The following is a 25,677-nucleotide window of genomic DNA, read 5'->3' on the forward strand; positions in this document are numbered from 1 at the left end:
CGAATGAACCCACTGGCCGGAGGCGCCGCATGAAGCACGCCGTTCGCCACATCCACTTCGTCGGCATCGGCGGGGCCGGCATGTCCGGCATCGCCGAGGTGCTGCGCAACCTGGGCTACGAGGTCTCGGGCTCCGACCTGTCCGACAGCGCCACGCTGCGCCGCCTGCAATCGCTGGGCATCCGCACCCATGTCGGCCATGCCGAATCGCACGTGACGGATGCCGACGCGGTGGTGACCTCCACCGCGGTGCAGCCTGACAACCCCGAGGTGCTGGCCGCGCGCAAGCGGCGCATCCCGGTGGTGCCGCGCGCCATGATGCTGGCCGAGCTGATGCGCCTGAAGCAGGGCATCGCGGTGGCCGGCACGCACGGCAAGACGACCACCACCAGCCTGGTGGCGAGCGTGCTGGCCGAAGGCGGCATGGACCCCACGTTCGTGATCGGCGGTCGGCTCAACAGTGCCGGCGCCAACGCGCGGCTGGGCGGCGGTGACTACATCGTGGTGGAGGCGGACGAGTCCGACGCCTCGTTCCTGAACCTGATGCCGGTGATGGCGGTGGTGACCAACATCGACGCCGACCACATGGAGACCTACGGTCACGATTTCGGCCGGCTGAAGAAGGCCTTCGTGGACTTCCTGCACCGCATGCCCTTCTACGGCACGGCGGTGCTGTGCACCGATGACGAGGCGATCCGCTCCATCCTGCCCGACGTGCAGTGCCCGATCACCAGCTACGGCTTCCACGCCGAGGCGCAGGTGCGCGCGGTGGATGTGCGCGCCGAGGGCACGCAGATGCGCTTCACCGCGCAGCGCCGCAATGGCGTCACGCTGCCGGACCTGCCGGTCACGCTCAACCTCACTGGCCGGCACAACGTGCTGAACGCGCTGGCCGCGATCGCGATCGCGGTGGAACTCAATGTCCCCGACGCGGCGGTACAGAAGGCGCTGGCGGAGTTCAAGGGCGTGGGCCGCCGCTTCCAGAGCCATGGGGATCTGCCGGTGCCGGCCGCGCACGGCGGCGGCCGCTTCACCGTGATCGAGGACTATGGCCATCACCCGGTGGAGATGGCCGCCACGCTCGCCGCCGCGCGCGGGGCCTTCCCGGGCCGCCGCATCGTGCTGGCCTTCCAGCCGCACCGCTACACCCGCACGCGCGACTGCTTCGAGGACTTCGTGCAGGTGCTCGGCCAGGCCGACGCCGTGCTGCTGTCGGAGGTGTATGCCGCCGGCGAGGAGCCGATCGTGGCCGCCGATGGCCGCTCCCTCGCGCGGGCCGTGCGCGTGGCCGGCAAGGTGGAGCCGGTGTTCGTGGGCGACATCGCCGGCATGCCGCAGGCGGTGCTGGACTTCGCGCGCGACGGCGACGTGGTGATGTGCATGGGCGCGGGCTCCATCGGTGGCGTGCCCGCGAAGCTGGTGGAGGCCGCCCGATGAGCGCCGCCTCGTTCGGCAAGGTGGCCGTGCTCATGGGCGGGCGTTCCGCCGAGCGCGAGGTCTCGCTCATGTCCGGCAGCGGCGTGCTGAAGGCGCTGCAGTCGCGCGGTGTGGACGCCCACGCCTTCGACCCGGCCGAGCGCGACCTGGCGGAGCTGAAGAAGAAGGGGTTCCGCCGCTGCTTCATCGCGCTGCACGGCCGCTTCGGCGAAGACGGCACGGTGCAGGGGGCGCTGGAGCTGCTAGGCATCCCGTACACGGGCTCGGGCGTGATGGCCTCGGCCATCGCCATCGACAAGGTCATGACCAAGCGGGTGTGGATCGCCGAGGGCATCCCGACCCCGCGCTACGCGCTGCTGCGCCGCGGGGACCTGGGCCGCGAACGCGTGATCGGCATGCCCGACGAGCTGGGCCTGCCGCTGATCGTGAAGCCGGCGCGCGAGGGCTCCTCGATCGGCGTGGCCAAGGTGCAGGGCTATTCGGAGATGCAGGGCGCGGTGGAGGCGGCCGCGGCGCTGGATGCCGACGTGCTGTGCGAGCAGTTCATCGCCGGTGACGAGGTCACCTGTCCCGTGCTGGGCACGGGCGATACCGCGCGTGCGCTGCCGGTGATCCGCATCGTGGCGCCCGAGGGCAACTACGACTACCAGAACAAGTACTTCACCGACGACACCAAGTACCTGGTGCCCTGCGGCCTGCCCGAGGGCGAGGAGGCTGCCATCCAGGCGCTGGTGCTCAAGGCCTACCGCGTGCTGGGCTGCCGCGGCTGGGGCCGGGTGGACGTGATGATCGACGCCACCACCCGCAAGCCGTACCTGCTGGAGCTGAACACCTCCCCCGGCATGACGGGCCATTCGCTGGTGCCCATGTCGGCGCGCGCTGCCGGCATCAGCTACGAAGATCTGTGCCTGCAGCTGCTGGCCTCCGCCAGCCTGGACCAGGAGGGCGTCCCCGCATGAGCGAAGCGCTGCCCACCCCCATCGACGTGCGGCTGATGAACGCCGCCGCAGCGCTGCTCTACGCGGCGTTCGGCGTGCTGCTGGCCGCCGCCGCCGTGTGGTGGGCGCTGCGCCATCCGCTCTTTGCCATCGGCGGCATCACGGTGCATGGCGAGGTGGCCCATAACAACGTGGCCACGCTGCGCGCCAACGTGGCGCCGCGGCTGGCCGGCAACTTCTTCACCACCGACCTGCAGCGCTCGCGCGAGGCCTTCGAGGCCGTGCCCTGGGTGCGGCGCGCGGTGGTGCGTCGGCAGTTTCCGAACCGCCTGCGCGTGGAGCTGCAGGAACACCATGCCGCCGCCTACTGGGGCGCCGACAGCGAATCGCGCCTCGTCAACACCTTCGGCGAGGTGTTCGAGGCCAACCCGGGTGATGTGGATGCGGAGGTGCTGCCGCGCCTGGCCGGCCCCGAGGGCAGCGCCTCGCAGGTACTGGCGATGCACCGCGCGCTGGCACCGCTGTTCGAGCCGCTGGACCTGTCGGTGGAGCAGCTCACGCTGTCGGTGCGCGGCGGCTGGACGGCACAGCTGGACACCGGCGCGGTGGTGGAACTGGGACGTGGCTCGACGGAGGAAGTGCAGGCGCGCGCGCAGCGCTTCGTGCGCACGCTCACCCAGGTGGCGCAGCGCTTCGGCCGCCGGCCCGACGCCCTGGTGTCGGCCGACCTGCGGCATGGCGACGGCTATGCCGTGCGGCTGCGCGGCGTGGCGACGACGGACGCGCAGCCGCCGCGCAGGAACTGAGGACAACGAGAGAACGACATGGCAAAGGACTACAAGGATCTCGTCGTCGGCCTGGACATCGGCACCGCCAAGGTGATGGCGGTGGTGGCCGAGGTGATGCCCGGCGGCGAGCTCAAGCTCGCGGGCCTGGGCGTGGCGCCCTCCACCGGCCTGAAGCGCGGCGTGGTGGTGAACATCGACGCCACGGTGCAGTGCATTCAGCAGGCCCTGAAGGAGGCCGAGCTGATGGCCGACTGCAAGATCACGCGCGTGTACACCGGCATCACCGGCAGCCACATCCGCGGCATCAACAGCAGCGGCATGGTGGCGGTGAAGGACCGCGAGGTGACACCCGCCGACGTGGCGCGGGTGGTGGAGACGGCGCGTGCCATCAACATCTCCACCGACCAGCGCCTGCTGCTGGTGGAGCCGCAGGAGTTCGTGATCGACGGCCAGGACGTGAAGGAGCCGATCGGCATGAGCGGCATCCGGCTCGAGGCCAAGGTGCACATCGTGACCGGCGCCCAGAGCGCGGCCGAGAACATCATCAAGTGCGTGCGCCGCTGCGGGCTGGAGGTGGAGCACCTGCTGCTGAATCCGCTGGCCTCCAGCCAGGCCGTGCTGACCGACGACGAGAAGGAGCTGGGCGTGGCGCTGGTGGACATCGGCGCCGGTACCACCGACGTGGCCATCTTCACCGGCGGCGCGATCCGGCACACGGCCGTGATCCCGATCGCGGGCGACCTGATCACCAGCGACATCGCCATGGCGCTGCGCACGCCGACCAAGGACGCCGAGGACATCAAGGTGGAGTCGGGCTACGCCAAGCAGCTGCTGGCCGACCCCGAGACGCAGGTGGAGGTGCCGGGCCTGGGCGACCGCGGCCCGCGCATGCTGAGCAAGCAGGCCCTGGCCGGTGTCATCGAGCCGCGGGTGGAAGAGATCTTCTCGCTCGTGCAGCAGGTGGTGCGCGAGTCGGGCTACGAGGAGGTGCTCTCCTCTGGCGTGGTCATCACCGGCGGCAGCGCGGTGATGCCCGGCATGGTGGAGCTGGGCGAGGACATCTTCCTGAAGCCGGTGCGCCGCGGCATGCCCAAGTACACCGGCGCGCTGGCCGACATGGTGGCGCAGCCGCGCGCGGCCACCGTCATGGGCCTGCTGGAAGAAGCGCGCCTGGCCCGCGTGCGCGGGCTGAAGGTGGCGCAGAAGAACGGCTCCATGAAGACGGCCTTCGGCCGCTTCAAGGACTTCATCGTGGGGAACTTCTGATGACGCGCTACAAGCTCTGGCTGGCGCGCGGATCGCCGCCCCACCGCAGGCGGCAGCGATGGCGCTGCGCCGGGCCACCGCCTGGCGACCGAGGCCAACGACAACAGACAGCAAAGGCAACTGCAACCGAATTCAGGAGAATCACATGAGCATCGAAATGATCGAAGTCGAGGAGTTCCACCAGGGCACGCAGATCAAGGTGATCGGCGTGGGCGGTGGCGGCGGCAACGCCGTGGCGCACATGATCGACCGCAACGTGCAGGGCGTGGAGTTCATCTGCGCCAACACCGACGCGCAGGCGCTGGCCCGCAGCCCGGCGCACAAGCACATCCAGCTGGGCGGCACCGGCCTGGGCGCCGGCAGCAAGCCCGAGAAGGGCCGTGAGTGCGCCGAGGCCGCGGTGGAGGACATCCGCCAGGCCATCGAGGGCGCGCACATGCTCTTCATCACCGCCGGCATGGGCGGCGGCACCGGCACCGGCGCCGCGCCGGTGATCGCGCGCGTGGCCAAGGAGATGGGCATCCTCACCGTGGGCGTGGTCACCAAGCCCTTCGACTGGGAGGGCGGCCGCCGCATGACGAATGCCGACGCCGGCCTGGCCGAGCTGGAGGCGAACGTCGACTCGCTCATCGTGGTGCTGAACGAGAAGCTGCTGGAGGTGCTGGGCGACGACATCTCCCAGGACGAGGCCTTCGCGCACGCCAACGACGTGCTGAAGAACGCCGTGGGCGGCATCGCCGAGATCATCAACGTGCCCGGCCACGTGAACGTGGACTTCGAGGACGTGCGCACGGTGATGGGCGAGCCGGGCAAGGCGATGATGGGCACCGCGCTGGCCAACGGGCCGGACCGCGCGCGCATCGCCGCCGAGCAGGCCGTGGCCTGCCCGCTGCTGGAAGGCATCGACCTCTCGGGCGCCAAGGGCGTGCTGGTGCTCATCACCGCCGCCAAGGGCAGCCTGAAGCTGAGCGAATCGAAGCTGGCGATGAACACCATCCGCGCCTACGCCTCGCCCGACGCGCACGTGATCTACGGCACCGCCTACGACGACGAGCTGGGCGACCAGGTGCGCGTGACGGTGGTGGCCACCGGCCTGTCGCGCCACGGCCAGCAGCGCCGCACCGCGCCGCCGCTGCAGGTGCTGCGCACCGGCACCGACAACGTGCCGATCAACGTGCCCACCATCAGCAACGCCATCGCCGGCCCCGGCGCGCAGGCCGCCATGGCCTCCACCGGTGCGATGCCCGCCCAGCCCGACTACGGCGGCCTGGCCGTGCCCAGCGTGTGGCGCACCAACCGCACCCAGGCCGCGGCCAAGGTGGACGCCCTGTCCAGCGGCGGCATGGACGACTTCGAGATCCCGGCCTTCCTGCGCAAGCAGGCTGACTGAGGCCCGCTCGGACCGGGACATCGCATTCACCAGAACGAAGAAAGAAGGCAAGCAGGAACTACGGGAAAGACGCAACCGTTTTCGCAGTTCTCACAAGGTGTTCTCCAGGGGGAGGATTGGGGGATGGACCAGGCAGTCCATCCCCTTTTTGTTGGCGGCGCAGGATGTGAAGATTGAAGAAATTTTCTTCAATCTTCACAAACGCCGCGGCGATCAGAGCCCTATGCGTTCTCAGTGTTCCCCGTTGTTGTAAACCCAGCCCGTTGCCATTGCCCGATGTGGCGCAAGTAGCCTCGGCCAGACAGTGTCGTTTCCAGGGCGAAACGCTCTCGCGCTGAAGCGGCTCTCCGTGCCCAGCCGCGCCACGCCGGCAGCCCCGCCCCTATCGCCGCCATTGCCACAATCCACAACGTCCCCGCGCCCCCGCACCGTAGAATCGCCGGATGCTCCGCCAACGCACCCTCAAGACCCTCACCAAGGCCGTGGGCGTGGGCCTGCACAGCGGCCAGCGGGTGGAGTTGACGCTGCGGCCCGCGCAGCCGGACACGGGCATCGTGTTCCGCCGGGTCGATCTGCCGCTGCCGGTGGACATTCCGGTGTCGGCCACGGCCGCATCGGATCTGCGGCTGGCCTCCACCATCGCCAACGGCGGCGCCAAGGTGCGCACGGTGGAGCACCTGCTCTCGGCCTGTGCCGGGCTGGGCATCGACAACCTGTACGTGGACATCACGGCGGAAGAGGTGCCCATCCTCGACGGCTCCTCGGCCTCCTTCGTGTACCTGCTGCAGAGCGCGGGCATCGATCAGCAGAACGCGCCGCGGCGCTTCCTGCGGGTGCGCAAGCCGGTGGAGGTGCGCGAGGGCGAGGGTGAGAACCTCAAGTGGGCGCGGCTCGATCCGTACCACGGCTACAAGCTCAGCTTCGAGATCGACTTCGCGCATCGCGTGGTCAACGCCACTGGCCAGCGCTACGTGTTCGACCTGGGCAGCGGCCACTACAGCCGCGACATCGCGCGCGCCCGCACCTTCGGCTTCACCAAGGACGTGGAGATGATGCGCGCCAACGGACTGGGCCTGGGCGCCGGCATGGACAACGCCATCGTCATGGACGACTACCGCGTGCTCAACGCCGACGGCCTGCGCTACGACGACGAGTTCGTGAAGCACAAGATCCTGGATGCGATGGGGGATCTGTACCTGCTGGGCAAGCCCCTGCTGGCCGCCTACAGCGCCTTCCGCTCCGGCCACGCGATGAACAACCAGCTGATCCGCGCGCTGCTGGCGGACCCGCAGGCCTTCGAGCTGGTGAGCTTCGACGACGAGCGCGAGGCGCCCACCGGCTTCGGCCTGCCCGCGCGGGCCTGGTAGGACATCGCCCATGCTGCTGTTCCGCTGGGCAGTGATGCTCCTGCTGCTGGCCGCGGGCGTGAGCTTCGCCCTCTACGCCGGCACCGGCAACCCGCGCTACAAGCGCTTCGGCCTCGCCATCTTCAAGTGGACGGTGATCGCGGCGCTGGGCTTCTTCCTGGTGCTGGTGATCGAGCGGCTGGCCTGAGGTGGCCCGCGCCGTGCGGTGCGGTCACTGCGCCGCGGGTGCCAGCACGCGCCGCCCCATCTGCCACAGCAGGAAGCTGATCTGGTCCGCCGCGATGGCGTTGGCCTGGCTGGCGGTGCGGCCGATGCCGTGGCCATCCTGCGCATCCAGGCGCAGCAGCACCGGCTTGCCGCCCGGGTTGGCGGCCTGCAGGCGCGCGGCCGTCTTGGCGCTGTGCCAGGCGTCCACCCGGCGGTCGTTCAGGCCATGCACGAACATCACGGCGGGGTAGGGCGTGCCGTCGCGGATCTGGTGGTAGGTGCTCATCGCCAGCAGGCTCCTGAAGCCCGCCTCGTCCTTCACGCTGCCGAACTCCGAGATGTTGGTGATGCCGTTGGCGGTGGTCTCGGCGCGCAGCGCGTCCAGCAGCCCCACGTGGATGACGGCGGCGGCAAAGAGCTGCGGTGCTTCGGTGATCGCACGGCCGGCGAAGATGCCGCCGGCGCTGCCGCCGGCCACGGCCATCGTGGCGGGCGAGGCATAGCCCTGGTCGATGAGGTACTGCGCCACCGCGATGCCATCCTTCCAGGTGTTGGGCTTGGTGGCACGCGTGCCGGCCTGGCGCCAGGGATCGCCCAGCACGCCGCTGCCGCGCACGTTGGCGACGGCCAGCACGCCGCCCTGTTCGATCCAGACCATGTCCGAAGGGCGGAAGCCGGCCGTCATCGTCAGGCCGTAGGAGCCGTAGCCGAGCACCAGGGCCGGGTTGCGGCCGTCGCGCGGCAGGCCCTTGCGATGCAGCAGCGTCACCGGCACCGCCACGCCGTCGTGGCTGCGCACCTGCACGTCCTGCACCTCCAGATCGGGCAGGCGGGTGCTGAGCGCGGTGGTGAACTGCGGCAGCGGCTGCGAGGTGCCGTCGGGCCGCAGCAGGAACCCGGCACTGGGCTGCGACCAGCCGGCCAGCGCATAGACGAAGTCGCGGTGTGCATGGGCCGCGTCATCGGCCAGCCAGGCTGCACCGGCGAAGGGCAGAGCCACCGGCTGGCCCGCCGTGTCGCCACGGGCATGCAGCCGCAGGCCGATGGTGGCGCCCTGCCGCACGCGCGTGATCACCTGGTCGCGGCCGATCTCGAAGCCCTCGATCAGGCCATCGGCGGGCGCCTGGGCCACGCGCTCGGCCTTGGCAAGATCCGGTTGGCGCAGATCGACGCGGCGCACCTCGAAGCGGGGCGCGCCGGCCTTGGTGCGCACGTACAGGTGATGGCCCTTGAGCTGCAGGTCCACCAGGTGGTCCTCGAAGCGGGCGATGCGCTTCCAGGGCACCGGGTTGCTGCGCAGATCGGCGACGCGCGCCACGAACACCGGGCCTTCGCGCTGCGTGGTGTCGTTGCTGGCGGCGATCACCCACTGGCTGTCGGGCGCGAAGATCAATCGGCCATTGTCCAGGCGCGAGAGGCCCAGGGTCGGCGTGGCCAGCGGGCCGTAGACCGCGCGTGCCTGCGCTTCAGGGTCGCCAACGCGCAGCACGCGCACGGTCGTATCCAGGTAGGTCTCGGCGTCAGGCGTGCCGGCGGGCAGGGCACGCAACTGGTTGAAGGCGAGGCTGCGGCTGTCTGGCAGCCAGCTCACGCCGCCGTGCGGCACGCGCGGAATGGGCGCGCCCACCACCTCGCCCGTGCGCACGTCCAGCACGTACAGCGAGGCGTCTTCGGAGCCGCCGGCGGAGATGCCGTAGGCCACGTATCGGCCGTCCCATGACGGCTCGAAGTAGTTGATGGCGTGCGGCGTGCCGGTGCGCCGGGCCAGGTCTTCCGGATCCACCAGCACGCGCGGCGCGCCCTCCAGCGACGGGCGCGTGACCAGCTTGAACTGGCGCGCGCCAGCCGGCCGCAGCAGGTAGAACACCGCGCCCGCGGCGAGGCGCACCAGGCCCTGGTGGCGGTCACCCTGGCCGCGGTTCAGTTCATCCAGCCGGGCCAGCAGCGCCGCGCGGCCTTCGATGCGGTCGAGCGTGGCGCGCGCGGCCTGGCCTTGCGACTGCATCCACGTGCGCGCGCGGGGATCGGCCGCGTCCTCCATGTACCGGTAAGGGTCGGTGACCGTCGTGCCATGCAGCGTTTCGGTGACGGCCTGCACCGGAGCGGGCTGGGCCCAGGCGGCGGGGCTCAGCAGGGCCAGTGCGCAGGCGAGGGCCTGGATCAGGCAGCGGGCAGGGGAGGCAGCTTCGTGCATCGGCTGATTGTCGCGGTGGAGCGGGCGCGCAGCAAACGCCGGAATCCCCGTCTGCGCACGGACGACGGGTATCAGTGCGTGCGCCCGCCCCGATACATGCCCGTCGTGCGGCGCGCCGTGCTGGTCGCCTGCGCGATGCGCGCCATCGACGCGCCGGCGTGCGCGTGCGTGATCGCCAGGCCCAGGGCATCGGCGGCGTCCTTGCCCGGCAGGCCGGGCAACTGCAGCAGGCGGCGCACCATCTCCTGCACCTCCGCCTTGCCGGCCTTGCCATAGCCAGCCACGGCCTGCTTCATCTGCAGCGCGGTGTACTCCGCCACCGGCAGGCCCAGCGACACCAGGGTGGTGAGGCAGGCGCCGCGCGCCTGGCCCAGCAGCAGCGTAGCCTGCGGATTGGCGTTGACGAAGACGATCTCGATGGCGGCGCTGTCCGGCTCGTAGCGCTTGCGCACTTCGCAGATGCCGTCGTACAGCACCTTCAGCCGCGCCGGCAGGTCCCCGCGGTCCAGGTGGGTGGTGGTGATGGTGCCGCTGGCCACGTAGGTGAGCTGATGGCCGGCGACGTCGATCACGCCGAAGCCGGTGGTCTGCAGGCCGGGGTCGATGCCCAGGATGCGCGGCATGGCCTAGCCTGCGTCCACGCCGAAGTACCAGCGCACGGCGTGGAAGAAGATGGGCGCGGCAAAGCACAGCGCATCGACGCGATCCAGCAGGCCGTTGGCGCCGGTGACCGACACGCCGCGCGGCCCCCACGCGGTGACGCCGCGATCCCGCTTGAGCGCCTTCATCACCAGGTGCCCCATCGACCCCGCGACGCAGGCCACGAAGGCCATGCCCAGCGCCTGCCCCGGCTTGAAGGGCGTGATGAAGGAGAGCAGGCCGCCGAAGATGCTGCCCACCAGCATGCCCAGGAACCAGGGGTACCAGTTGAAGCTCTGGCTGATCTCCGGCAGGCTGGGCGGCCGGGCCAGGTGTCGCGTCACCAGGTGCTGCACCAGCATGCAGGTCTGCACCACCAGCACCAGGAAGAACACCAGGAAGGCCTGCTTGCCCGCGTAGTTGCGGCCCGGGAAGTCCAGCAGCAGCAGCGCCGGCACGTGGCTCATGCCGTACACGCAGACCATGATGCCCCACTGCAGCTTGGCGTTGCGTTCCAGGAAGCGCTGCGGGTCGCCTGCGATGGCACTGGCCACCGGGATCGCCAGGAACACGTAGACCGGGATGAACACGGTGAACAGGTCGAAGTGCCGTGTGCCCACCAGCCAGAACTGCACCGGCAGCACGATGAAGAAGGCCAGCACCAGGCTGCGGTGATCCCCGCGGCGCGTGGGCGAGAGCGTGATGAACTCACGCAGCGCGAAGAAGGCGATCAGCGCGAACAGCACCGTGGCCGCGGTGTTGCCCAGCGCCCAGCCCAGCCAGAACAGCGCCACCATGGCCCACGAGGTGCCCAGCAGCTGGCGGAAGTGGCGCAGGCGTTCGTGGTGCACCTCGTCCTGTGGCGAGCGGCGCTCGCGCAGGGTGAGCAGGAAGGCCGTCACACTGGCGATGGCCAGCACGCCGAACACCAAGAGGAACAGGGCGCCGACCTGCTGGGTGGCGGAGAGGCTGCGCAGGAACTGGTTCATGGTGCGTCTCGCCTCACAGGTCGCGCAGGGCGATCACCGCCGCCCGCGCGCGGTCCAGGAAGGCACGGCGCTCCTCGCCTTCCTCCAGCCGGATCGGCGCGCCGAAGGTCACGGAACACAGGATGGGCACCGGCACCACCTCGCCCTTGGGCATGACGCGCTGGATGTTGTCGATCCAGGCCGGCACCAGCACCACGTGCGGAAACTTCTGCGCCAGGCTGTACAGGCCCGACTTGAAGGGCTGCGGCTCCTCGCCGAAGCCGCGCGTGCCCTCCGGAAAGATGATGATGGAGTCGCCGCTTTCCAGCGCCTCGATCAGCGGCGCGAGCGGGTCCACGCCCTCCTTGCGCTCGCGCTCCACGTACACCGCGTTGAAGACGGCGGTGGTGATCCACTGCTTGAACGGCGTCTTGGTCCAGTAGTCGCGCGCGGCGATCGGGCGCGTGATGCTGCGCAGCTCCTCCGGCAGGGCGGCCCAGATCATCACCAGGTCGGCGTGGCTCTGGTGGTTGGCGAAGTAGATGCGCTGCTCCGCCTTGGGCGGGCAGCCGGTCCAGCGGGCCTGCGCGCCGGTGAGCAGGCGGATCAGGTTCAGCAGGAACAGGCCCATGGCCTTGGCGGCCAGGGGCGAGAGCGATTCCTTCATGGCAGCTCCGCGTCGCGCATGCGCGCGACGATGGTGTTGGCGCGTTCCGCCAGGTAGCCGGACTGCGGCCGCAGCTCGAAGAACTTGGGCCGCGGCAGCATCACGGCCAGCCGCGCGGCCTCATAGGGCGTGAGCTTGGCTGCCGGCTTGCGCCAGTAGTGCTGCGCGGCGGCCTCGGCGCCGAACACGCCTTCGCCCCACTCCACGCTGTTGAGATAGATCTCCAGGATGCGCCGCTTGGAGAGCAGCGCCTCCAGCGTGAGGGTGAGCACGAACTCCTGGCCCTTGCGCAGCAGCGTGCGCTCACCCGATAGCAGCAGGTTCTTGGCGAGCTGCTGCGTGATGGTGGAGCCGCCCACCACTTTGGGGGGCTTCGCAGGCGCCTTGCCCGCGGGGGCGCGGCGCGCGGCCTGCTGCTCCGCCTTGGCATTGCGTTCCCACGCCTTCTCCAGGGCCTCCCAGTCCACGCCGTCGTGCTGGGCGAAGCTGCCGTCTTCCGAGGCGATCACGGCGCGCTTGAGGTGATCGGAGATGGCTTCGTAGGGCACCCACTGCTGGCGCCAGCGCAGCTTGTCCTTCTGCGTGGCGATGCGCCAGGCCTCGGAGCGCTGGAAGGCGGTGGTGCGCGGATCGATCACCGTCATGCCGGCGATCCATAGCAAGAAGAAAAGTTGCAGCGCGATGGCCGCCAGGGCCACCAGGCCGAGCCACCGCAGCACCGGCCTCATGGGCGGGCCAACTCCGCGCGCAGTTCGCGCAGCACCTGGGCAGAGGGCGGACGCACGCCGCGCCAGAAGGCGAAGGCCTCGGCCGCCTGCTCCACCAGCATGCCCAGGCCGTCACGGCCCACGGCACCGTGGGCCGCGGCCCAGTCCAGGAAGGGCTGCGCTGCCGGGCCGTACATCATGTCCACCGCCAGCGTGCCGGGCCGCAGCACGCGCGCCGGCACGGGGATGCCATCGCCGCCCAGGCTGGCAGCGGTGCCGTTGATGACGATGTCGAGGGCCGAGGGCACCTCTTCCAGCCCGCAGGCCGACAGGGCCACGCCGCAGTCATGCGCCAGCGCGGCATGCGAGGCCACCAGCGCACGCGCCTTGTCGGGCGAGCGGTTGGCGATGGTCAGCGCGGCGGGGCGGGCCTGCAGCAGCGGGCCCAGCACGCCGGCCGCCGCGCCGCCCGCGCCCACCAGCAGGATGGTGGCGCCCTGCAGCACCGCGCCCGCGTTGTCCCGCAGGTCGGCCACGAGGCCCACGCCGTCGGTGTTGTCCGCATGCACGCCGTCAGCGTCGAAGCGCAGCGTGTTGCAGGCGCCGGCCTGCCGGCCGCGCGCGCTGACGTGATCGGCCAGCGCGGGCGCCTGGAACTTGAACGGCACCGTCACGTTGCAGCCGCGGCCGCCTTCGGCGCGGAAGGCGCGCACGCCCTCGGCAAAGCCGTCCAGCGGGATCAGCCGCCGCTCATAGGCGACGGGTTCGCCGGTGAGCTGGGCGAAGCGGGCGTGGATCCACGGCGACTTGCTGTGGGCCACGGGATGGCCCATGACGCAATACAGGTCCATGGTCGCGTCTCACCGGGAGGTGAGCTTGGTCTCCAGCGTTTCCTCGTGGGTGAACTTGAAGCGCGACACCACCACGATCTGGTCGGCGCGGCGCCGCATCTCGGGTGAGAACGGGCCGAAGGGGCCGGCAGCGCGGGCGATGCCCACGGCGCGGCGGTCCAGCGTGGTGTTGCCGGAGGTCTCGACCACCTCGGTGTCGAGCACGCGGCCGTCGTGGTTGACGGTGACGATCATGGTCAGCTCGCCATACAGCTTGCGGCCCGCCAGCTCCGGGAAGTTCTGCGTGCCGCGGTCCTCGATCTTGCGCCGCAGGCGGTCGTAGTAGACGGCGTACACCTCCTCGCGGGTGGAGGGGCTGATATAGCGCTTCTTGGGCCGGGCGTTTTCTTCATTGATGCGCCGCTCGATCTCCGCCAGCAGCTTGATGAGCTGGCGGCGCTTCTCCTCGCGCGCGGCGGCCTCGGGGTTGGTCTGGGCCAGCTTGGGGTCGGGCGGCGGCATCGCCGCGAGCGTCTTTTTCAACTGCGCGAGCAGCATCATCTGCTGCTCCTGCATCGCCTCGATCTTGCGCTGCGCGTCTTCCGCGGCGTCGCCGAGCGAGGTGAGCGCCGAGGGCGGCAGGGGGGAGGTGGCGCGGCCCTTCTCGGCTTCGCCGCCGCCGGCCAGCGCCGCCTGGGCAATGGCCTGCGGGCGCTCCACCTTCTCGTTGCTGCGGGCGTTGACCAGCACCACCTCCAGCGGGGTGTCCTGGAAGACGCGGTTGAAGCTCTCCGGATCCACGAAGCGCACCGTGAGCAGGGCCGCGTGCACGACGACGGACACGCCCAGCGCGATCTGCAGGGTGCTCAGGGACTTCAGGTTCACGGATGCGGATTATCAATCGGCCGCGGCCTCGGCGGCAGGTGCCTCCGGGGCTTCGTCCACGTCCACCGCGATGGCGATCGGGCCGGCGACGGCGGTGTCGTCTTCCTCCTCCTCGGCGGTGCCCGCATCGGCCGGCGGTGCGTCCAGCCGCTGGATCACCGTGCCGGCGACGTCGAGCGTGATGAGGTCGATGTCGCCCAGCCGCAGCCGCACCCGGCTGCCGCGCGGCAGGTCGGCCGCGCCCAGCACCGGCAGCACCAGCGGCAAGGTGTCCGCGCGCGCCAGCCCCTCCTTGAACACCGTGGCCTCCAGTTCCCGCACGCCCTGCTGCTGCAGGTGGCGCAGGGTCCAGAAGCGCTCCATGCCGGCCTGGTAGCCGTTGTAGGCGGAGTAGGCGGCGTCGAAGGCCGAGATCACGGAGAACAGCTCCGCATCCTTGGGCTTGAACGGTGCGGCCAGCGCGGCGGTCCGGCCATGGCGCGCGCAGGCGATGATCTGCCACTGGTTCACCAGGTCGGTGTAGCGGCGCAGGGGCGAGGTGCTCCAGGCGTAGCACTTCACGCCGATGCCGGCGTGCGGCAGCGCCTTGGTGCCCATGCGCACCTTCACCCCCGGCGCCAGGCTGGCCTGGCTGCGGTAGATGGCGGGCACGCCCAGCTCGGCCAGCCACTGGCCCCAGGTGCTGTTGGCGAGGATCATCGCCTCGGAGACCATCAGGTCCAGCGGGGCGCCCCGGCGGCGCACGGTGATCTCCACCGTCTCGTGGCCGGTCGGCTCGCCGGTGGCATCGGGCAGGCGGAAGCTGTAGTCGGGGCGGTTGAAGGTCTCGGGCTTGCCGCGCACCACCTCGCGCGCCGCCTTCAGGTGCTGCGCCAGCCGGAACAGGAAGGCCAGTTCGCCATGCAGGTGGCGCGCCGGCTCCGGCACGTCGTGCGCCGAGGCGCCGTCGGCGCTGGTGAGCCAGGCTTCGTCGAGGAAGGCGTCGAGCTGGTCGTGCCGCAGGTTGGCGCGGATCGGCACGCGCTCCAGCCGCGTCTCGCTGGCCTGGATCGCGAGGCTGGCCTCGTCGATGCGCAGGTAGAGCGAGACGGCGGGGCAGTCGCGCCCCTCCATCAGCGTGTAGGTCTGCACCACTTCATCCGGCAGCATGGTGATCTTGTGGCCGGGCATGTAGACCGTGGACAGGCGCTGGCGCGCCACCTGGTCGAGCGGGGAGCCGGGCGCCAGCGCCAGGCCGGGCGCCGCGATGTGGATGCCCAGGGTCACGGTGCCGCTGCCCAGGCCCTGCACCGACAGGGCGTCGTCGATCTCGGTGGTGCTGGAGTCGTCGACCGAGAAGGCCTGCACCGGCGCCACCGGCAGCTCGTCGCGGATGGCGGGCGCAGCCATCGGCGCGAAGCCGGTGCCGCGCGGGAAGTAGTCGAACAGGAAGCGCTGCCAGTGGAACTGGTAGGGCGAGGCGATGGCGCCGGCGCGTTGCAGCAGGGCGAGCGGGGCCTCCTGCGCGGCGCGCGAAGCCTCCACCACCGCCTTGTACTCGGGCGCGTTCTTGTCGGGCTTGAAGAGAATGCGGAACAGCTGCGCGCGCACCGGCTCCGGGCAGGCCCCGGCGACCAGCTCGGCCGCCCAGGCCTCGATCTGCGCCTGCACCTGCTTTTTCTTCTCGATGGCGGCCAGCGCCTGCTGCACCACCTCGGCCGGCGCCTTGCGGAAGCGCCCCTTGCCAGCACGGCGGAAATAGTGCGGCGCCTCGAACAGCCGCAGCAGCGCACCGGCCTGCTGCACCTGCGTGGCCTGGGCACTGAAATAGTCGCGTGCCAGGTCGGCGAAGCCGAACTCCTCTTCGGGGGCGAACTCCCAGGCGAGGTCGAGCTCGATGGTCTGCGCCACCGCCTGCGCCTCGCGCAGCAGCTCGGCGGGGTGCGGCTTCTCGAAGCGCAGCAGCACGTGCGCGGCCTTCACCTTCACGCGCTTGCCGCTCTCCAGCTCCACCTGCAGGGAGCTCTCGGCCTCCGACAGCACCCGGCCCGCATGGAACTTGCCGGCATCCTCATACAAAGCGAACATGCGGCGATTGTCCCAGGGTTTGCGTTCAGTCCGGCGCGCCCAGGCCCAGGAAGGCCAGCACCTCGGGCAGGTGCGTGTCGAAGTCCGACAGGGCATGGTCGCCGCCCTCGAGCAGGCGGATGCGCGCGCCGGCGCAGCGGGCCGTCATCTCGCGCCAGTCCAGCACCTCGTCGCCCTGGGCGATGATCGCCAGGCAGCGGGTGAGCGGGGCCGCGGGGCCGGCCTCCAGCACCTGCAGCTCCTCCACATAGCCTGGGTGGAAGAAGAAGCGCTCGGCCGGGTCGTGCCAGGCGACCTGCTCGCCGATGTGACGCGCCAGGTCGCGCGCCGGATGTACCGCCGGGTTGAGCAGCACCGAGCGGCAGGCGGTGGTGCCAGCCACGTGCAGGGCGTAGAAGCCGCCGAGCGAGGAGCCGATCACCGCCATGTGCTCGCGCGGCCAGGCGGCGATGCCGTCCAGCACCATCGTCATGGCCTCGCGCGGCGAGGGCGGCAGCTGCGGGCACCACCAGGTGACGCCCGGATGGCGTGCCTGGATCACGCCCGCCATGCGCTGCGCCTTGAAGGACCGCGGCGAGGAGCGGAAGCCGTGCAGGTACAGTAGGTGCGTGATGGGCGGTTCGGCGGCAGGGGCAGCGGGCATGGCGGCATCTTGCCACCGGTGCCAGCGGCGATAATTCCGCGCCATGTCCGCCGTGTTCGAGCAGCCCACCCTGCGCCAGCGCATCTCGCCGCTGCTGCAGGGCTTCGACGGGCCGTTGGCCTTCGCGGTGTTCCTGCTGGCCTGCGCCGGGCTGCTGATCATGTATTCGTCGGGCTTCGACCACGGCACGCGGTTCTACGACCATGGCCGCAACATGCTGCTGGCCGGCGCCATCATGTTCGTGGTGGCGCAGGTGCCGCCGCAGCGGCTGATGAGCTTCGCGGTGCCGCTGTACGTGGCCGGCGTGGCGCTGCTGATCGCGGTGGCGATCTTCGGCATCACCAAGAAGGGCGCCCGGCGCTGGGTGAACGTGGGCATCGTCATCCAGCCGAGCGAGATCCTGAAGATCGCCATGCCGCTGATGCTGGCCTGGTGGTTCCAGAAGCGCGAGGGCCAGCTGCGCCCGCTGGACTTCCTGGTGGCCGGCGTGCTGCTGGCGGTGCCGGTGGGCCTGATCATGAAGCAGCCCGACCTGGGCACCTCGCTGCTGGTGCTGGCGGCCGGCCTGTCGGTGATCTTCTTCGCCGGCCTGCCCTGGAAGCTGATCGTGCCGCCGGTGGCGCTGGGGCTGGTGGGCATCGTGCTGCTGGTGATCTTCGAGCCGCGGCTGTGCGCCGAGGGCGTGCGCTGGCCGGTGCTGCACGACTACCAGCAGCAGCGCATCTGCACCCTGCTGGATCCCACGCGCGATCCGCTGGGCAAGGGCTTCCACATCATCCAGGGCATGATCGCCATCGGCTCCGGCGGCTGGCTGGGCAAGGGCTTCATGCAGGGCACGCAGACCCACCTGGAGTTCATTCCCGAGCGCACGACGGACTTCATATTCGCCGCCTTCTCCGAGGAATTCGGCCTGCTGGGCAACCTGTGCCTGCTGGCGGCCTTCCTGTTCCTCATCTTCCGCGGCCTGACCATCGCGCTGGAGGCCTCCACGCTGTTCTCGCGCCTGCTGGCCGGCGCGGTGACCATGATCTTCTTCACCTACGCCTTCGTGAACATGGGCATGGTCAGCGGCATCCTGCCGGTGGTGGGCGTGCCGCTGCCCTTCATCAGCTACGGCGGCACGGCGATGGTGACCCTGGGCATGGGGCTGGGCATCCTGATGTCCATCGCCAAGGCCAAGCGGCTGGTGCAGACATGACGCCCAAGGGCATGGTCGGTGTCGTGGGCGTGGGCAACATGGGCGGCGGCATGGCCGCCCGCCTGCTGGACCAGGGCTGGCGCGTGCGCGCCTGCGATCTCGTCGCTGCCCGCGTCGACGCACTGGTGGCGCAGGGCGCCGAGGCCGCGGCCCGCCCGGCCGATGCCGCCGGCGGCGCGGACGCGCTGATCGTCTGCGTGGTCGACGCCGACCAGACGGCCGAGGTGCTGTTCGGCGCGCAGGGGGCAGCCGCCGCGCTCGCGCCGGGTGCCGCGGTGCTGTTGTGCCCCACCATCGCGCCGGCGGACGTGGAGGCCCTTGGCAAGAGGCTGGCGCAGGCCGGCCTGGCCGTGGTCGACGCGCCGATGTCCGGCGGCCCCGCGCGGGCCCGCGACGGCAGCATGAGCCTCATGGTCGCCTGCGCGGACGCCGTGTTCACGCGGCACGAGGCCTTGCTGCGCGACCTGAGCGCGCGCCTGTTCCGGGTGGGTGAGCGGCTGGGCGACGGCGCGCGCACGAAGCTGGTGAACAACCTGCTGGCGGGCATCAACCTGGCCGGCGCGGCCGAAGCGCTGGCCCTGGCGCGCGCCCTGGGCCTGGATCTCGGCCGCACCTTGGACGTGATCGAGCAGAGCAGCGGCCAGAGCTGGATCGGCCTGGACCGCATGCGCCGCGCGGTGGCGGGCGACTACGAGCCGCGCGCCCACGTGACGCTGCTGCGCAAGGACACCGGCCTGGCGCTGCAGGCCGGGCAGGCGGCCGGCTTCCAGGGGCCGCTGGGGCCTGCCGCGCACGGTGTCTACGAGGCCGCGGCGCACGCCGGCCTGGCCGATCGGGATGACGCGGCACTCTTCTTGCTGCTCGCGGGTTTGCACAAACCGCCGCCAGCGTCAAGCTGATTTGAACGGGTGCCGGCGGGCTGTCCGATTCCCACAATCCCTGCACCCCGACCGTAGGAGAACACGATGAAGCTGCGTCACGCCGCTGCCCTGGCGGCCATCACCCTGGCCTTCGCGGCCCAGGCCCAGACCCTTCGCTGGGCCAGCCAGGGCGATGCCCAGACGATGGACCCGCACTCGCAGAACGAGCTGCTCACCAACTCGATCAACGGGCAGGTCTACGACACGCTGGTCACGCGCGACAAGCAGCTCGGCATCGCGCCTGCCCTGGCCACCGAGTGGACCCAGGTCACCCCCACCTTGTGGCGCATGAAGCTGCGGCCGAACGTCAAGTTCCATGACGGCACGCCCTTCACCGCCGACGACGTGGTGTTCTCGGTGCAGCGCGCCGCGCACTCGGCCTCGCCCTTCCGCGCCTACGCGGTCGCGCTGGGTGCGCCGCGCAAGGTGGACAACCTGACGGTGGAGTTCGCCCTGCAGCAGTTCAACCCGATCTTCCTGCAGCACGCGACCACGATCTACATCATGAGCAAGGCGTGGAGCGAGAAGAACAACGCTGCCGCGCCGCTGGACTTCAAGAACAAGGAAGACAAGTACACCAACACCAACATGAACGGCACCGGACCGTACATGCTGGTCTCGCGGCAGCCCGACACGCGCACCACCTTCCGCCGCAACCCGGCCTACTGGGGCCGCATCGAGGGCAACGTGCAGGAGGTGGTCTACACCCCCATCAAGAGCGACGCCACCCGCACCGCGGCGCTCATCTCCGGCGAGGTCGACTTCGTGCTTGACCCGGTGCCGCAGGACATCCCGCGCATGCGGCAGACGCCGGGCGTGAAGGTGATCGACGGCCTGGAGAACCGCGCCATCTTCATCGGCATGGACCAGGCCCGCGACGAACTGCTGTACAGCAGCGTGAAGGGCAAGAACCCGTTCAAGGATGTCCGCGTGCGCCGGGCGCTCTACCACGCGGTGGACATCGAGGCCATCAAGACCCGGCTGATGCGCGGCCAGGCGCTGCCCACCGGCTCCATCACGCCCTCCCCGCTGGGCGGCTACAACGACCCGGAGATCGAGAAGCGCCTGCCCTTCGACCTGGCCCGCGCCAAGGCGCTCATGGCCGAGGCGGGCTACCCGAATGGCTTCGAAGTGCAGCTGGACTGCCCGAACAACCGCTACATCAACGACGAGGAGATCTGCACCTCCCTGGCCGCGATGTGGTCGCAGATCGGCGTGAAGGTGAAGGTGGTGGCGCAGCCGCGCGCCACCTACTTCCCCAAGGCCGAGAAGCTGGACGTGTCGATGTACATGCTGGGCTGGGGCGGCGCCATCACCGATGCCGAGACCACGCTCACGCCCATCATGCGCTCGCGCGGCGAGGGCGGGGTGGGCTACTACAACTGGGGCAACTTCAAGAACCCGAAGCTCGACGAACTGGCGGTCGCCTCCGGCAAGGAGCCCGATCCGGCCAAGCGCGAGCAGCTCGTCAAGGCCGCGCTGAAGGAGCACAACGAGCAGGTGCACCACATCCCCCTGCACCGGCAGGTCATCCCCTGGGCGGCGCGCGCCAACGTGAACGTCGTCCATCGTGCCGACAACTGGCTCGAATGGCAGTGGGTGACCGTGGGGCCGCGCTGACGCTCCGGCGGCCGGGCCGTCCGGCTGGCCGCCACCGGGCGCCCGCAGCCGCTACACTCGGTGCACGAGGCGGTGTCGCGCTGGTGCGACCGCCCGTCCCATGACCACCATCCTGATCGTCGAGGACGACGACGCGATTCGTACCAACATCGTCCGGCTCCTGAAGCTGGAGGGGTATGACATCGCCTCCGCGGTGAACGGCCGCGAGGGGCTGGAACGCATGCGCCAGGTGGCCCCGGACGTGGTGATCAGCGACATCAGCATGCCCGAGATGGACGGCTTCGCCCTGCTGGAGGCCGTGCGCGCCGATCCGGTGCTGGCCACCACCCCCTTCATGCTGCTCACCGCGCTGGACGACCGCGCCAGCATGCGCCGCGGCATGACGGCCGGCGCCGACGACTACCTGGCCAAGCCCTTCACCCGCGTCGAGCTGCTGGAGGCGCTGGGCAGCCTGCTCAGGAAGCGCGGGCGCATCGAGGACTCGATCCAGACCGCCGTGCAGCTGCGCGAGGAAAACCTGCGCCAGGCCTTCACCCAGAGCCTGGGCGGGATGCACGTGACCGACCGCTTCGGCCTGGACGCGCCCGAAGGCGCGGTGGCCGACCAGGTGATCCAGGCCACGGTGCTGTTCTCCGACATCCGCAACTTCACCTCGCTGGCCGAGAAGCTGAGTTCCAGCGAGGTCGCCGAGCTGCTGACGCGCTACTTCGAGCGCACCTGCGAGCCGGTGCTCACCAACGGCGGCCGGCACCTCAAGTTCATCGGCGACGGCCTGATGGCCGTGTTCTCCGACACCGCCGGCGGCTCGCCGCTGCCGGCCGCGCGCCGGGCCGTCTCGGCGGCGCTGGCCATGGCACTGGCCACGCATGAGTTCCGCAGCTGGCTGGAGCAGCGCTTCGCCCAGCGCGGCCTGCCGCCGTTTGCCATCGGCGTGGGCCTGCACACGGGCGAAGTCACGATCTGCCGCCTGGGCACCATGCAGAACCGCGAGACCACGCCCATCGGCGACACGGTCAACACCGCGGCCCGCCTGGAGGCCGCCAGCAAGGAGCTGGGCTGGACCGTGGTGGCCAGCCACGCCACGCTGAACGCGTCGGGCGAGGGCGTGCAGACCGGGGGCATGACGTCGATCGAGGTGCGGGGGCGCAATGGGTGGGTCGACGTGGCCGAGATCACCGGCCTGGTCACCAACCTGGACGACAAGCGCCACGGCATGGCCACGCTGACCGAGCGCGCGGCCGAGATCCGCGCCGCGGTGCAGGTCAACTCCGAGATCACCGCGCGGGCCGTCAAGGGCGCGCTGAGCAACCAGCTGTCCAAGTTCAAGGACCACAGCTTCCACCCCGGGGAGTCGCCGCTGCGGCTCAAGGGCTATCGCCTCACCCGCAAGATCGGCTCCGGCGGCATGACCGAGGTCTACTTGGCGGTGCGCGAGGAAGACGGCCTGCCGGTGGTGCTGAAGGTGCTGGAGGCCGCGGGCAAGACCGCCGGCGAGAACCTGTCGCGCTTCATCCAGGAATACGCGCTGCTCTCGCGCATCCACGATCCGCACGTCATCCGCATCTACGACCAGGGCTTCACCGACGACCACGCGTACATCGCGATGGAGTATTTCGAGTGCGGCGACCTGCGCAAGGAGCTCAACCGCGGCCCGATGACCAAGGAGCGCGTGCTGGACGTGCTGACCCAGGTCACGCAGGCCCTGCAGGCCATCCACGAGCGCGGCATCGTGCACCGGGACCTGAAGCCCGAGAACATCATGATCCGCGTCGACGGCACGGTGGCGCTGGCCGATTTCGGCGTGGCCAAGTCGATGCAGGCGGAGAACACCCCGCTGACCGAGACGCGCCATGGCGACGTCGTGGGCACGCCCTACTACCTGAGCCCGGAGCAGGCCACCGGCCATGGCGTGACGCCCGCCACCGACCTGTACAGCCTGGGCGTGATGATGTTCGAGATGCTCACCGGCCAGCGGCCCTACCGCGCCGACTCGCTGGAGCAGCTGCTGGCGCGGCACCTCACGGCACCCACGCCCAAGCTGCCGCTGGAGCACGAAGGCCTGCAGCCGATCGTGGAGCGGCTGATGGCCAAGCGCCCCGAGGACCGCTATCCCTCGGCTGCCGCCCTGCTGGAGGCGCTGGCGCAGCGCTCGCTGTTGCGCACCGTGGCGGGCGCCAGCCAGGCGCCGGCCCGTCCGCCCGCTGCCTGAGGCGGCCCGGGGCGCGCCGCCCCGCGTGGCCGCAGGGTCTGGGTGCCCGCCCTACAATGAATCAATGATCTCCCGAGAACCCACCCTCGAGCGTCTGGCCACGGCCCGCGCGCTGCTGCTGGAACCCTTCGGCCTGGACGAATCGCACCTGGCGCGTGCCCTGGCCGAGATCCGGGCGCATCGTGTCGACGACGCCGATCTGTACTTCCAGTCCACCCGCAGCGAGGGCTGGAGCCTGGAGGAGGGCATCGTCAAGACCGGCAGCTTCAGCATCGACCAGGGCGTGGGCGTGCGCGCCGTGAGCGGCGAGAAGACCGCCTTCGCCTACTCGGACGACATCTCCGAGGCCTCCTTGCTGGACGCCGCGCGCACCGTGCGCGCCATTGCCAGTGCCAGCCGCACCGCGCGGGTGAAGCTGCCGGCCCACCGCGTGGCGCCGAGCCGCTCGCTCTACCCCGGCGTGGATCCGATCGGCACGCTGGACAGCACCGCCAAGGTGGCGCTGCTGGAGCAGGCCGAACGCATGGCGCGCGCCAAGGACCCGCGCATCGTGCAGGTGATGGCCGGCCTGGCCGCCGAGCACGACGTGGTGCTGGTGGCGCGCGCCGATGGCACGCTGGCGGCCGATGTGCGGCCGCGGGTGCGCCTGTCGGTCACGGTCATCGCCGAGCAGAACGGCCGACGCGAGATGGGCTCCGCCGGTGGCGGTGGCCGCTTCGGCCTGGCCTACTTCGACACGGCTCGCCTGCAGTCGTACGTCGACGATGCCGTCGGTGCCGCGCTCACCAACCTCGAGTCCCGCCCGGCCCCGGCCGGCGAGATGACGGTGGTGCTGGGCCCGGGCTGGCCCGGCGTGCTGCTGCACGAGGCGGTGGGCCATGGCCTGGAGGGTGACTTCAACCGCAAGGGCTCCAGCGCGTTCAGCGGACGCATCGGCGAGCGCGTGGCGGCCAGGGGCGTGACCGTGCTCGACGACGGCACCATCGCCGACCGCCGCGGCTCGCTCAACGTGGACGACGAGGGCCATGCCACGCAGCGCAACGTGCTGATCGAGGACGGCATCCTGCGCGGCTACATCCAGGACGCGATGAACGCGCGCCTGATGAAGGTGGCGCCCACCGGCAATGGCCGGCGCGAGAGCTATGCCCACATCCCCATGCCCCGCATGACCAACACCTACATGCTGGGCGGCGACAAGGATCCGCAGGAGATCGTGGCCAGCATCCAGCGCGGGCTGTACGCCACCAATTTCGGCGGCGGCCAGGTGGACATCACCTCCGGCAAGTTCGTGTTCTCCGCGAGCGAGGCCTTCTGGGTCGAGAACGGTCGCATCCAGTACCCGGTGAAGGGCGCCACCATCGTGGGCAACGGCCCGGACGCGCTGACCCGGGTGTCGATGATCGGCAACGACATGCGGCTCGACACCGGCGTGGGCACCTGCGGCAAGGAAGGCCAGAGCGTGCCGGTGGGCGTGGGCCAGCCCACCCTGCGCATCGACGGCTTGACGGTCGGCGGCACGGCCTGAATACTGGCCCGGTGAGCCGCAAGTCCGCCCGCCTGCCGATCGACCCGAACACGAACCTGCCGAGCATCCACACGTTCGGGGAGCTCAGCCACTTCCTGCGCAGCGCGGTCGCCGACGAGGACACGCGCATCTTCTCCGAGGGCATGGGTGAACTCGCCGCGCAGGTCGAGGCCATCGTGCAGCGCCTGCGGGAGGACCGCAACCGCGAAGCCGTGGCGCCGATGCTGATGGACCTGATGACCGTGCTGCGGGACCATCGGGCCATGGTCGTCAACCTGGGCCTGGCCTGGCGCGGCCTGTACGAGTACCCGGCCTACCTGCAGGCCCTGAACAACCTGCGGGTGCTGATCGGCCAGTGGCTGCTGCAGGGCGGCGCCGCCCAGCGCGAACTGCCGCTCTCGCCGGAGGATTTCGAGCTGGTCGCCTGGCGCACGCTGGGCGAGGGCTTGCTGCTGATCGACATGTACGAGCAGTGGCTGGCCAGTGAGGCGCCCGAGACCGGTCCGGGCCCGGGGCCCGCCGCGGCGACCGAGCCGCAGGTCGAGCGCGCCCTGCAGTGGTGGCAGAAGTTGCGGCTTTGACACGCCGGCCCGCGCCGGCAGCCGGCCATGCGGCCTGCTGTGCTACATTGCACGCATGCGTCCCGTTCGCGCCTTCTTCTTTGGCTACTTTTGGTTCTCCAGCGCCCCCGGCGGAAGAGAGATCTGAGCGTACCCGCGACAAACGCAAAGAACCTCGAAAAAACCGCCGGCCACCCCGGCGGTTTTTTCTTGGGCGCTTCACAAAGACCCCCCACGGAGAAACCCGTCCATGACCGCCAAAGCCACTGCCGCCGCCGATGCCTGGTATGCGCGCCCCGTCGACAAGACCAGCCAGACCGACGACCAACGCATCAAGGACATCACCGTGCTGCCCCCTCCCGAACACCTGATCCGCTTCTTCCCGATCCGCGGCACCGCGGTGGAGGCCCTGATCACGCGCACCCGCCGGTCGATCCAGGACATCATGCACGGCAAGGACGACCGCCTGCTGGTGGTGATCGGGCCGTGCTCGATCCACGACCCGGCCGCCGCGCTGGACTACGCGCGCCGCCTGAAGGAGGCGCGCGAGAAGCACAAGGACACGCTGGAGGTGGTGATGCGCGTGTACTTCGAGAAGCCGCGCACCACGGTCGGCTGGAAGGGCCTGATCAACGACCCCTACCTCGACGAGA

22 protein-coding genes and 1 pseudogene are annotated in these 25,677 nt (G+C 70.4%); 14 read left to right on the top strand and 9 right to left on the bottom strand.

Translation table 11 applies throughout. The features are described from left to right. Positions 1–29: 29 nt before the first annotated feature. The 7 genes from murC to ACE3T5_RS11260 all read left to right on the top strand — a co-directional run bounded on the left by murC (position 30) and on the right by ACE3T5_RS11260 (position 7,372). On the top strand, positions 30–1,436 hold the full coding sequence (gene murC / locus ACE3T5_RS11230; RefSeq protein ID WP_374667573.1) for a UDP-N-acetylmuramate--L-alanine ligase: 1,407 nt from the start codon (positions 30–32) through the stop codon (positions 1,434–1,436). Next, the gene (locus ACE3T5_RS11235; RefSeq protein ID WP_374667575.1) at positions 1,433–2,395 is read left to right on the top strand and encodes a D-alanine--D-alanine ligase; all 963 of its coding nucleotides are present in this window, start codon (positions 1,433–1,435) and stop codon (positions 2,393–2,395) included. Before murC ends, ACE3T5_RS11235 begins: the two co-directional genes overlap by 4 nt. Continuing rightward, complete coding sequence (locus ACE3T5_RS11240) at positions 2,392–3,180, top strand: cell division protein FtsQ/DivIB (RefSeq protein ID WP_374667578.1); 789 nt, start codon at positions 2,392–2,394, stop codon at positions 3,178–3,180. The genes ACE3T5_RS11235 and ACE3T5_RS11240 overlap by 4 nt, the downstream gene beginning before the upstream one ends. A gap of 18 nt (positions 3,181–3,198) precedes the next feature. Next, positions 3,199–4,428, top strand: a complete 1,230-nt coding sequence (gene ftsA, locus ACE3T5_RS11245) for a cell division protein FtsA (RefSeq protein ID WP_374667580.1) — start codon at positions 3,199–3,201, stop codon at positions 4,426–4,428. 145 nt (positions 4,429–4,573) lie between these two features. Continuing rightward, a complete protein-coding gene (ftsZ, locus tag ACE3T5_RS11250; RefSeq protein WP_374667582.1) occupies positions 4,574–5,818 on the top strand; it encodes a cell division protein FtsZ in 1,245 nt (414 codons plus the stop codon). Positions 5,819–6,261: 443 nt separating this feature from the next. Continuing rightward, positions 6,262–7,185, top strand: coding sequence for a UDP-3-O-acyl-N-acetylglucosamine deacetylase (gene lpxC / locus ACE3T5_RS11255; protein WP_374667584.1), 924 nt, complete (start codon positions 6,262–6,264; stop codon positions 7,183–7,185). 10 nt (positions 7,186–7,195) lie between these two features. Beyond that, positions 7,196–7,372: a hypothetical protein gene (locus ACE3T5_RS11260; RefSeq protein WP_374667586.1), complete on the top strand. Its 177-nt coding sequence runs from the start codon at positions 7,196–7,198 to the stop codon at positions 7,370–7,372. A 24-nt stretch (positions 7,373–7,396) separates the two neighbouring features. Here ACE3T5_RS11260 and ACE3T5_RS11265 read toward each other — a convergent pair whose 3' ends face one another. From ACE3T5_RS11265 to ACE3T5_RS11305, 9 genes are all read right to left on the bottom strand, one after another. Then, positions 7,397–9,586, bottom strand: coding sequence for a prolyl oligopeptidase family serine peptidase (locus tag ACE3T5_RS11265; RefSeq protein WP_374667588.1), 2,190 nt, complete (start codon positions 9,584–9,586; stop codon positions 7,397–7,399). A gap of 71 nt (positions 9,587–9,657) precedes the next feature. Then, on the bottom strand, positions 9,658–10,209 hold the full coding sequence (gene ruvC, locus ACE3T5_RS11270) for a crossover junction endodeoxyribonuclease RuvC (protein ID WP_374667590.1): 552 nt from the start codon (positions 10,207–10,209) through the stop codon (positions 9,658–9,660). Between the two features lie 3 nt (positions 10,210–10,212). Beyond that, on the bottom strand, positions 10,213–11,214 hold the full coding sequence (locus ACE3T5_RS11275; RefSeq protein WP_374667592.1) for a phosphatidate cytidylyltransferase: 1,002 nt from the start codon (positions 11,212–11,214) through the stop codon (positions 10,213–10,215). A gap of 13 nt (positions 11,215–11,227) precedes the next feature. Beyond that, on the bottom strand, positions 11,228–11,860 hold the full coding sequence (locus ACE3T5_RS11280; protein ID WP_374667594.1) for a lysophospholipid acyltransferase family protein: 633 nt from the start codon (positions 11,858–11,860) through the stop codon (positions 11,228–11,230). Then, entirely contained in the window at positions 11,857–12,588 is a 732-nt protein-coding gene (gene mtgA, locus ACE3T5_RS11285) for a monofunctional biosynthetic peptidoglycan transglycosylase (protein WP_374667596.1), read from the bottom strand. Before mtgA ends, ACE3T5_RS11280 begins: the two co-directional genes overlap by 4 nt. Then, on the bottom strand, positions 12,585–13,418 hold the full coding sequence (gene aroE / locus ACE3T5_RS11290; RefSeq protein WP_374667598.1) for a shikimate dehydrogenase: 834 nt from the start codon (positions 13,416–13,418) through the stop codon (positions 12,585–12,587). Before aroE ends, mtgA begins: the two co-directional genes overlap by 4 nt. Positions 13,419–13,427: 9 nt before the next feature. Further along, positions 13,428–14,276, bottom strand: a complete 849-nt coding sequence (locus ACE3T5_RS11295) for an energy transducer TonB (protein ID WP_374667616.1) — start codon at positions 14,274–14,276, stop codon at positions 13,428–13,430. 18 nt (positions 14,277–14,294) lie between these two features. Beyond that, positions 14,295–16,349 (bottom strand): ribonuclease catalytic domain-containing protein, encoded by a 2,055-nt coding sequence (locus ACE3T5_RS11300; protein WP_374667600.1) that lies wholly within the window; start codon positions 16,347–16,349, stop codon positions 14,295–14,297. A gap of 25 nt (positions 16,350–16,374) precedes the next feature. After that, positions 16,375–16,992 carry a YqiA/YcfP family alpha/beta fold hydrolase gene (locus ACE3T5_RS11305; protein WP_374667602.1) on the bottom strand — a complete coding sequence of 206 codons (618 nt, stop codon included), beginning with the start codon at positions 16,990–16,992 and terminating at the stop codon, positions 16,375–16,377. Positions 16,993–17,035: 43 nt separating this feature from the next. On the opposite strand from ACE3T5_RS11305, the gene rodA reads away from it, so the two are divergent. From rodA to ACE3T5_RS11340, 7 genes and pseudogenes are all read left to right on the top strand, one after another. Then, a complete protein-coding gene (gene rodA, locus ACE3T5_RS11310; RefSeq protein ID WP_374667604.1) occupies positions 17,036–18,190 on the top strand; it encodes a rod shape-determining protein RodA in 1,155 nt (384 codons plus the stop codon). After that, the gene (locus tag ACE3T5_RS11315; protein WP_374667606.1) at positions 18,187–19,089 is read left to right on the top strand and encodes an NAD(P)-dependent oxidoreductase; all 903 of its coding nucleotides are present in this window, start codon (positions 18,187–18,189) and stop codon (positions 19,087–19,089) included. Before rodA ends, ACE3T5_RS11315 begins: the two co-directional genes overlap by 4 nt. Positions 19,090–19,155: 66 nt before the next feature. Then, complete coding sequence (locus tag ACE3T5_RS11320) at positions 19,156–20,730, top strand: ABC transporter substrate-binding protein (RefSeq protein WP_374667608.1); 1,575 nt, start codon at positions 19,156–19,158, stop codon at positions 20,728–20,730. Positions 20,731–20,830: 100 nt separating this feature from the next. Continuing rightward, on the top strand, positions 20,831–22,939 hold the full coding sequence (locus ACE3T5_RS11325) for a protein kinase (protein WP_374667610.1): 2,109 nt from the start codon (positions 20,831–20,833) through the stop codon (positions 22,937–22,939). Positions 22,940–23,003: 64 nt separating this feature from the next. Then, positions 23,004–24,464, top strand: a complete 1,461-nt coding sequence (tldD, locus tag ACE3T5_RS11330) for a metalloprotease TldD (protein WP_374667612.1) — start codon at positions 23,004–23,006, stop codon at positions 24,462–24,464. Positions 24,465–24,475: 11 nt separating this feature from the next. Beyond that, the gene (locus ACE3T5_RS11335) at positions 24,476–25,045 is read left to right on the top strand and encodes a hypothetical protein (protein ID WP_374667614.1); all 570 of its coding nucleotides are present in this window, start codon (positions 24,476–24,478) and stop codon (positions 25,043–25,045) included. A 229-nt stretch (positions 25,046–25,274) separates the two neighbouring features. Beyond that, positions 25,275–25,677: pseudogene (locus tag ACE3T5_RS11340) on the top strand (3-deoxy-7-phosphoheptulonate synthase); the annotation flags it as partial.

It is taken from the genome of Ramlibacter sp. (genome assembly GCF_041916345.1).
Classification (GTDB): Bacteria; Pseudomonadota; Gammaproteobacteria; order Burkholderiales; family Burkholderiaceae_C; genus Ramlibacter.

Excerpts from the sequence above, each read along its gene's own strand:
- murC (WP_374667573.1), top strand. The coding sequence starts at position 30 with ATGAAGCACGCCGTTCGCCACATCCACTTCGTCGGCATCGGCGGGGCC.
- rodA (WP_374667604.1), top strand. The coding sequence starts at position 17,036 with ATGTCCGCCGTGTTCGAGCAGCCCACCCTGCGCCAGCGCATCTCGCCG.
- ACE3T5_RS11315 (WP_374667606.1), top strand. The coding sequence starts at position 18,187 with ATGACGCCCAAGGGCATGGTCGGTGTCGTGGGCGTGGGCAACATGGGC.
- ruvC (WP_374667590.1), bottom strand. The coding sequence starts at position 10,209 with ATGCCGCGCATCCTGGGCATCGACCCCGGCCTGCAGACCACCGGCTTC.
- ftsZ (WP_374667582.1), top strand. The coding sequence starts at position 4,574 with ATGAGCATCGAAATGATCGAAGTCGAGGAGTTCCACCAGGGCACGCAG.
- aroE (WP_374667598.1), bottom strand. The coding sequence starts at position 13,418 with ATGGACCTGTATTGCGTCATGGGCCATCCCGTGGCCCACAGCAAGTCG.
- ACE3T5_RS11305 (WP_374667602.1), bottom strand. The coding sequence starts at position 16,992 with ATGCCCGCTGCCCCTGCCGCCGAACCGCCCATCACGCACCTACTGTAC.
- mtgA (WP_374667596.1), bottom strand. The coding sequence starts at position 12,588 with ATGAGGCCGGTGCTGCGGTGGCTCGGCCTGGTGGCCCTGGCGGCCATC.
- ACE3T5_RS11320 (WP_374667608.1), top strand. The coding sequence starts at position 19,156 with ATGAAGCTGCGTCACGCCGCTGCCCTGGCGGCCATCACCCTGGCCTTC.
- ACE3T5_RS11240 (WP_374667578.1), top strand. The coding sequence starts at position 2,392 with ATGAGCGAAGCGCTGCCCACCCCCATCGACGTGCGGCTGATGAACGCC.
- ACE3T5_RS11325 (WP_374667610.1), top strand. The coding sequence starts at position 20,831 with ATGACCACCATCCTGATCGTCGAGGACGACGACGCGATTCGTACCAAC.
- ACE3T5_RS11300 (WP_374667600.1), bottom strand. The coding sequence starts at position 16,349 with ATGTTCGCTTTGTATGAGGATGCCGGCAAGTTCCATGCGGGCCGGGTG.
- ACE3T5_RS11265 (WP_374667588.1), bottom strand. The coding sequence starts at position 9,586 with ATGCACGAAGCTGCCTCCCCTGCCCGCTGCCTGATCCAGGCCCTCGCC.
- ACE3T5_RS11260 (WP_374667586.1), top strand. The coding sequence starts at position 7,196 with ATGCTGCTGTTCCGCTGGGCAGTGATGCTCCTGCTGCTGGCCGCGGGC.
- ftsA (WP_374667580.1), top strand. The coding sequence starts at position 3,199 with ATGGCAAAGGACTACAAGGATCTCGTCGTCGGCCTGGACATCGGCACC.
- ACE3T5_RS11275 (WP_374667592.1), bottom strand. The coding sequence starts at position 11,214 with ATGAACCAGTTCCTGCGCAGCCTCTCCGCCACCCAGCAGGTCGGCGCC.
- ACE3T5_RS11280 (WP_374667594.1), bottom strand. The coding sequence starts at position 11,860 with ATGAAGGAATCGCTCTCGCCCCTGGCCGCCAAGGCCATGGGCCTGTTC.
- ACE3T5_RS11235 (WP_374667575.1), top strand. The coding sequence starts at position 1,433 with ATGAGCGCCGCCTCGTTCGGCAAGGTGGCCGTGCTCATGGGCGGGCGT.
- lpxC (WP_374667584.1), top strand. The coding sequence starts at position 6,262 with ATGCTCCGCCAACGCACCCTCAAGACCCTCACCAAGGCCGTGGGCGTG.
- tldD (WP_374667612.1), top strand. The coding sequence starts at position 23,004 with ATGATCTCCCGAGAACCCACCCTCGAGCGTCTGGCCACGGCCCGCGCG.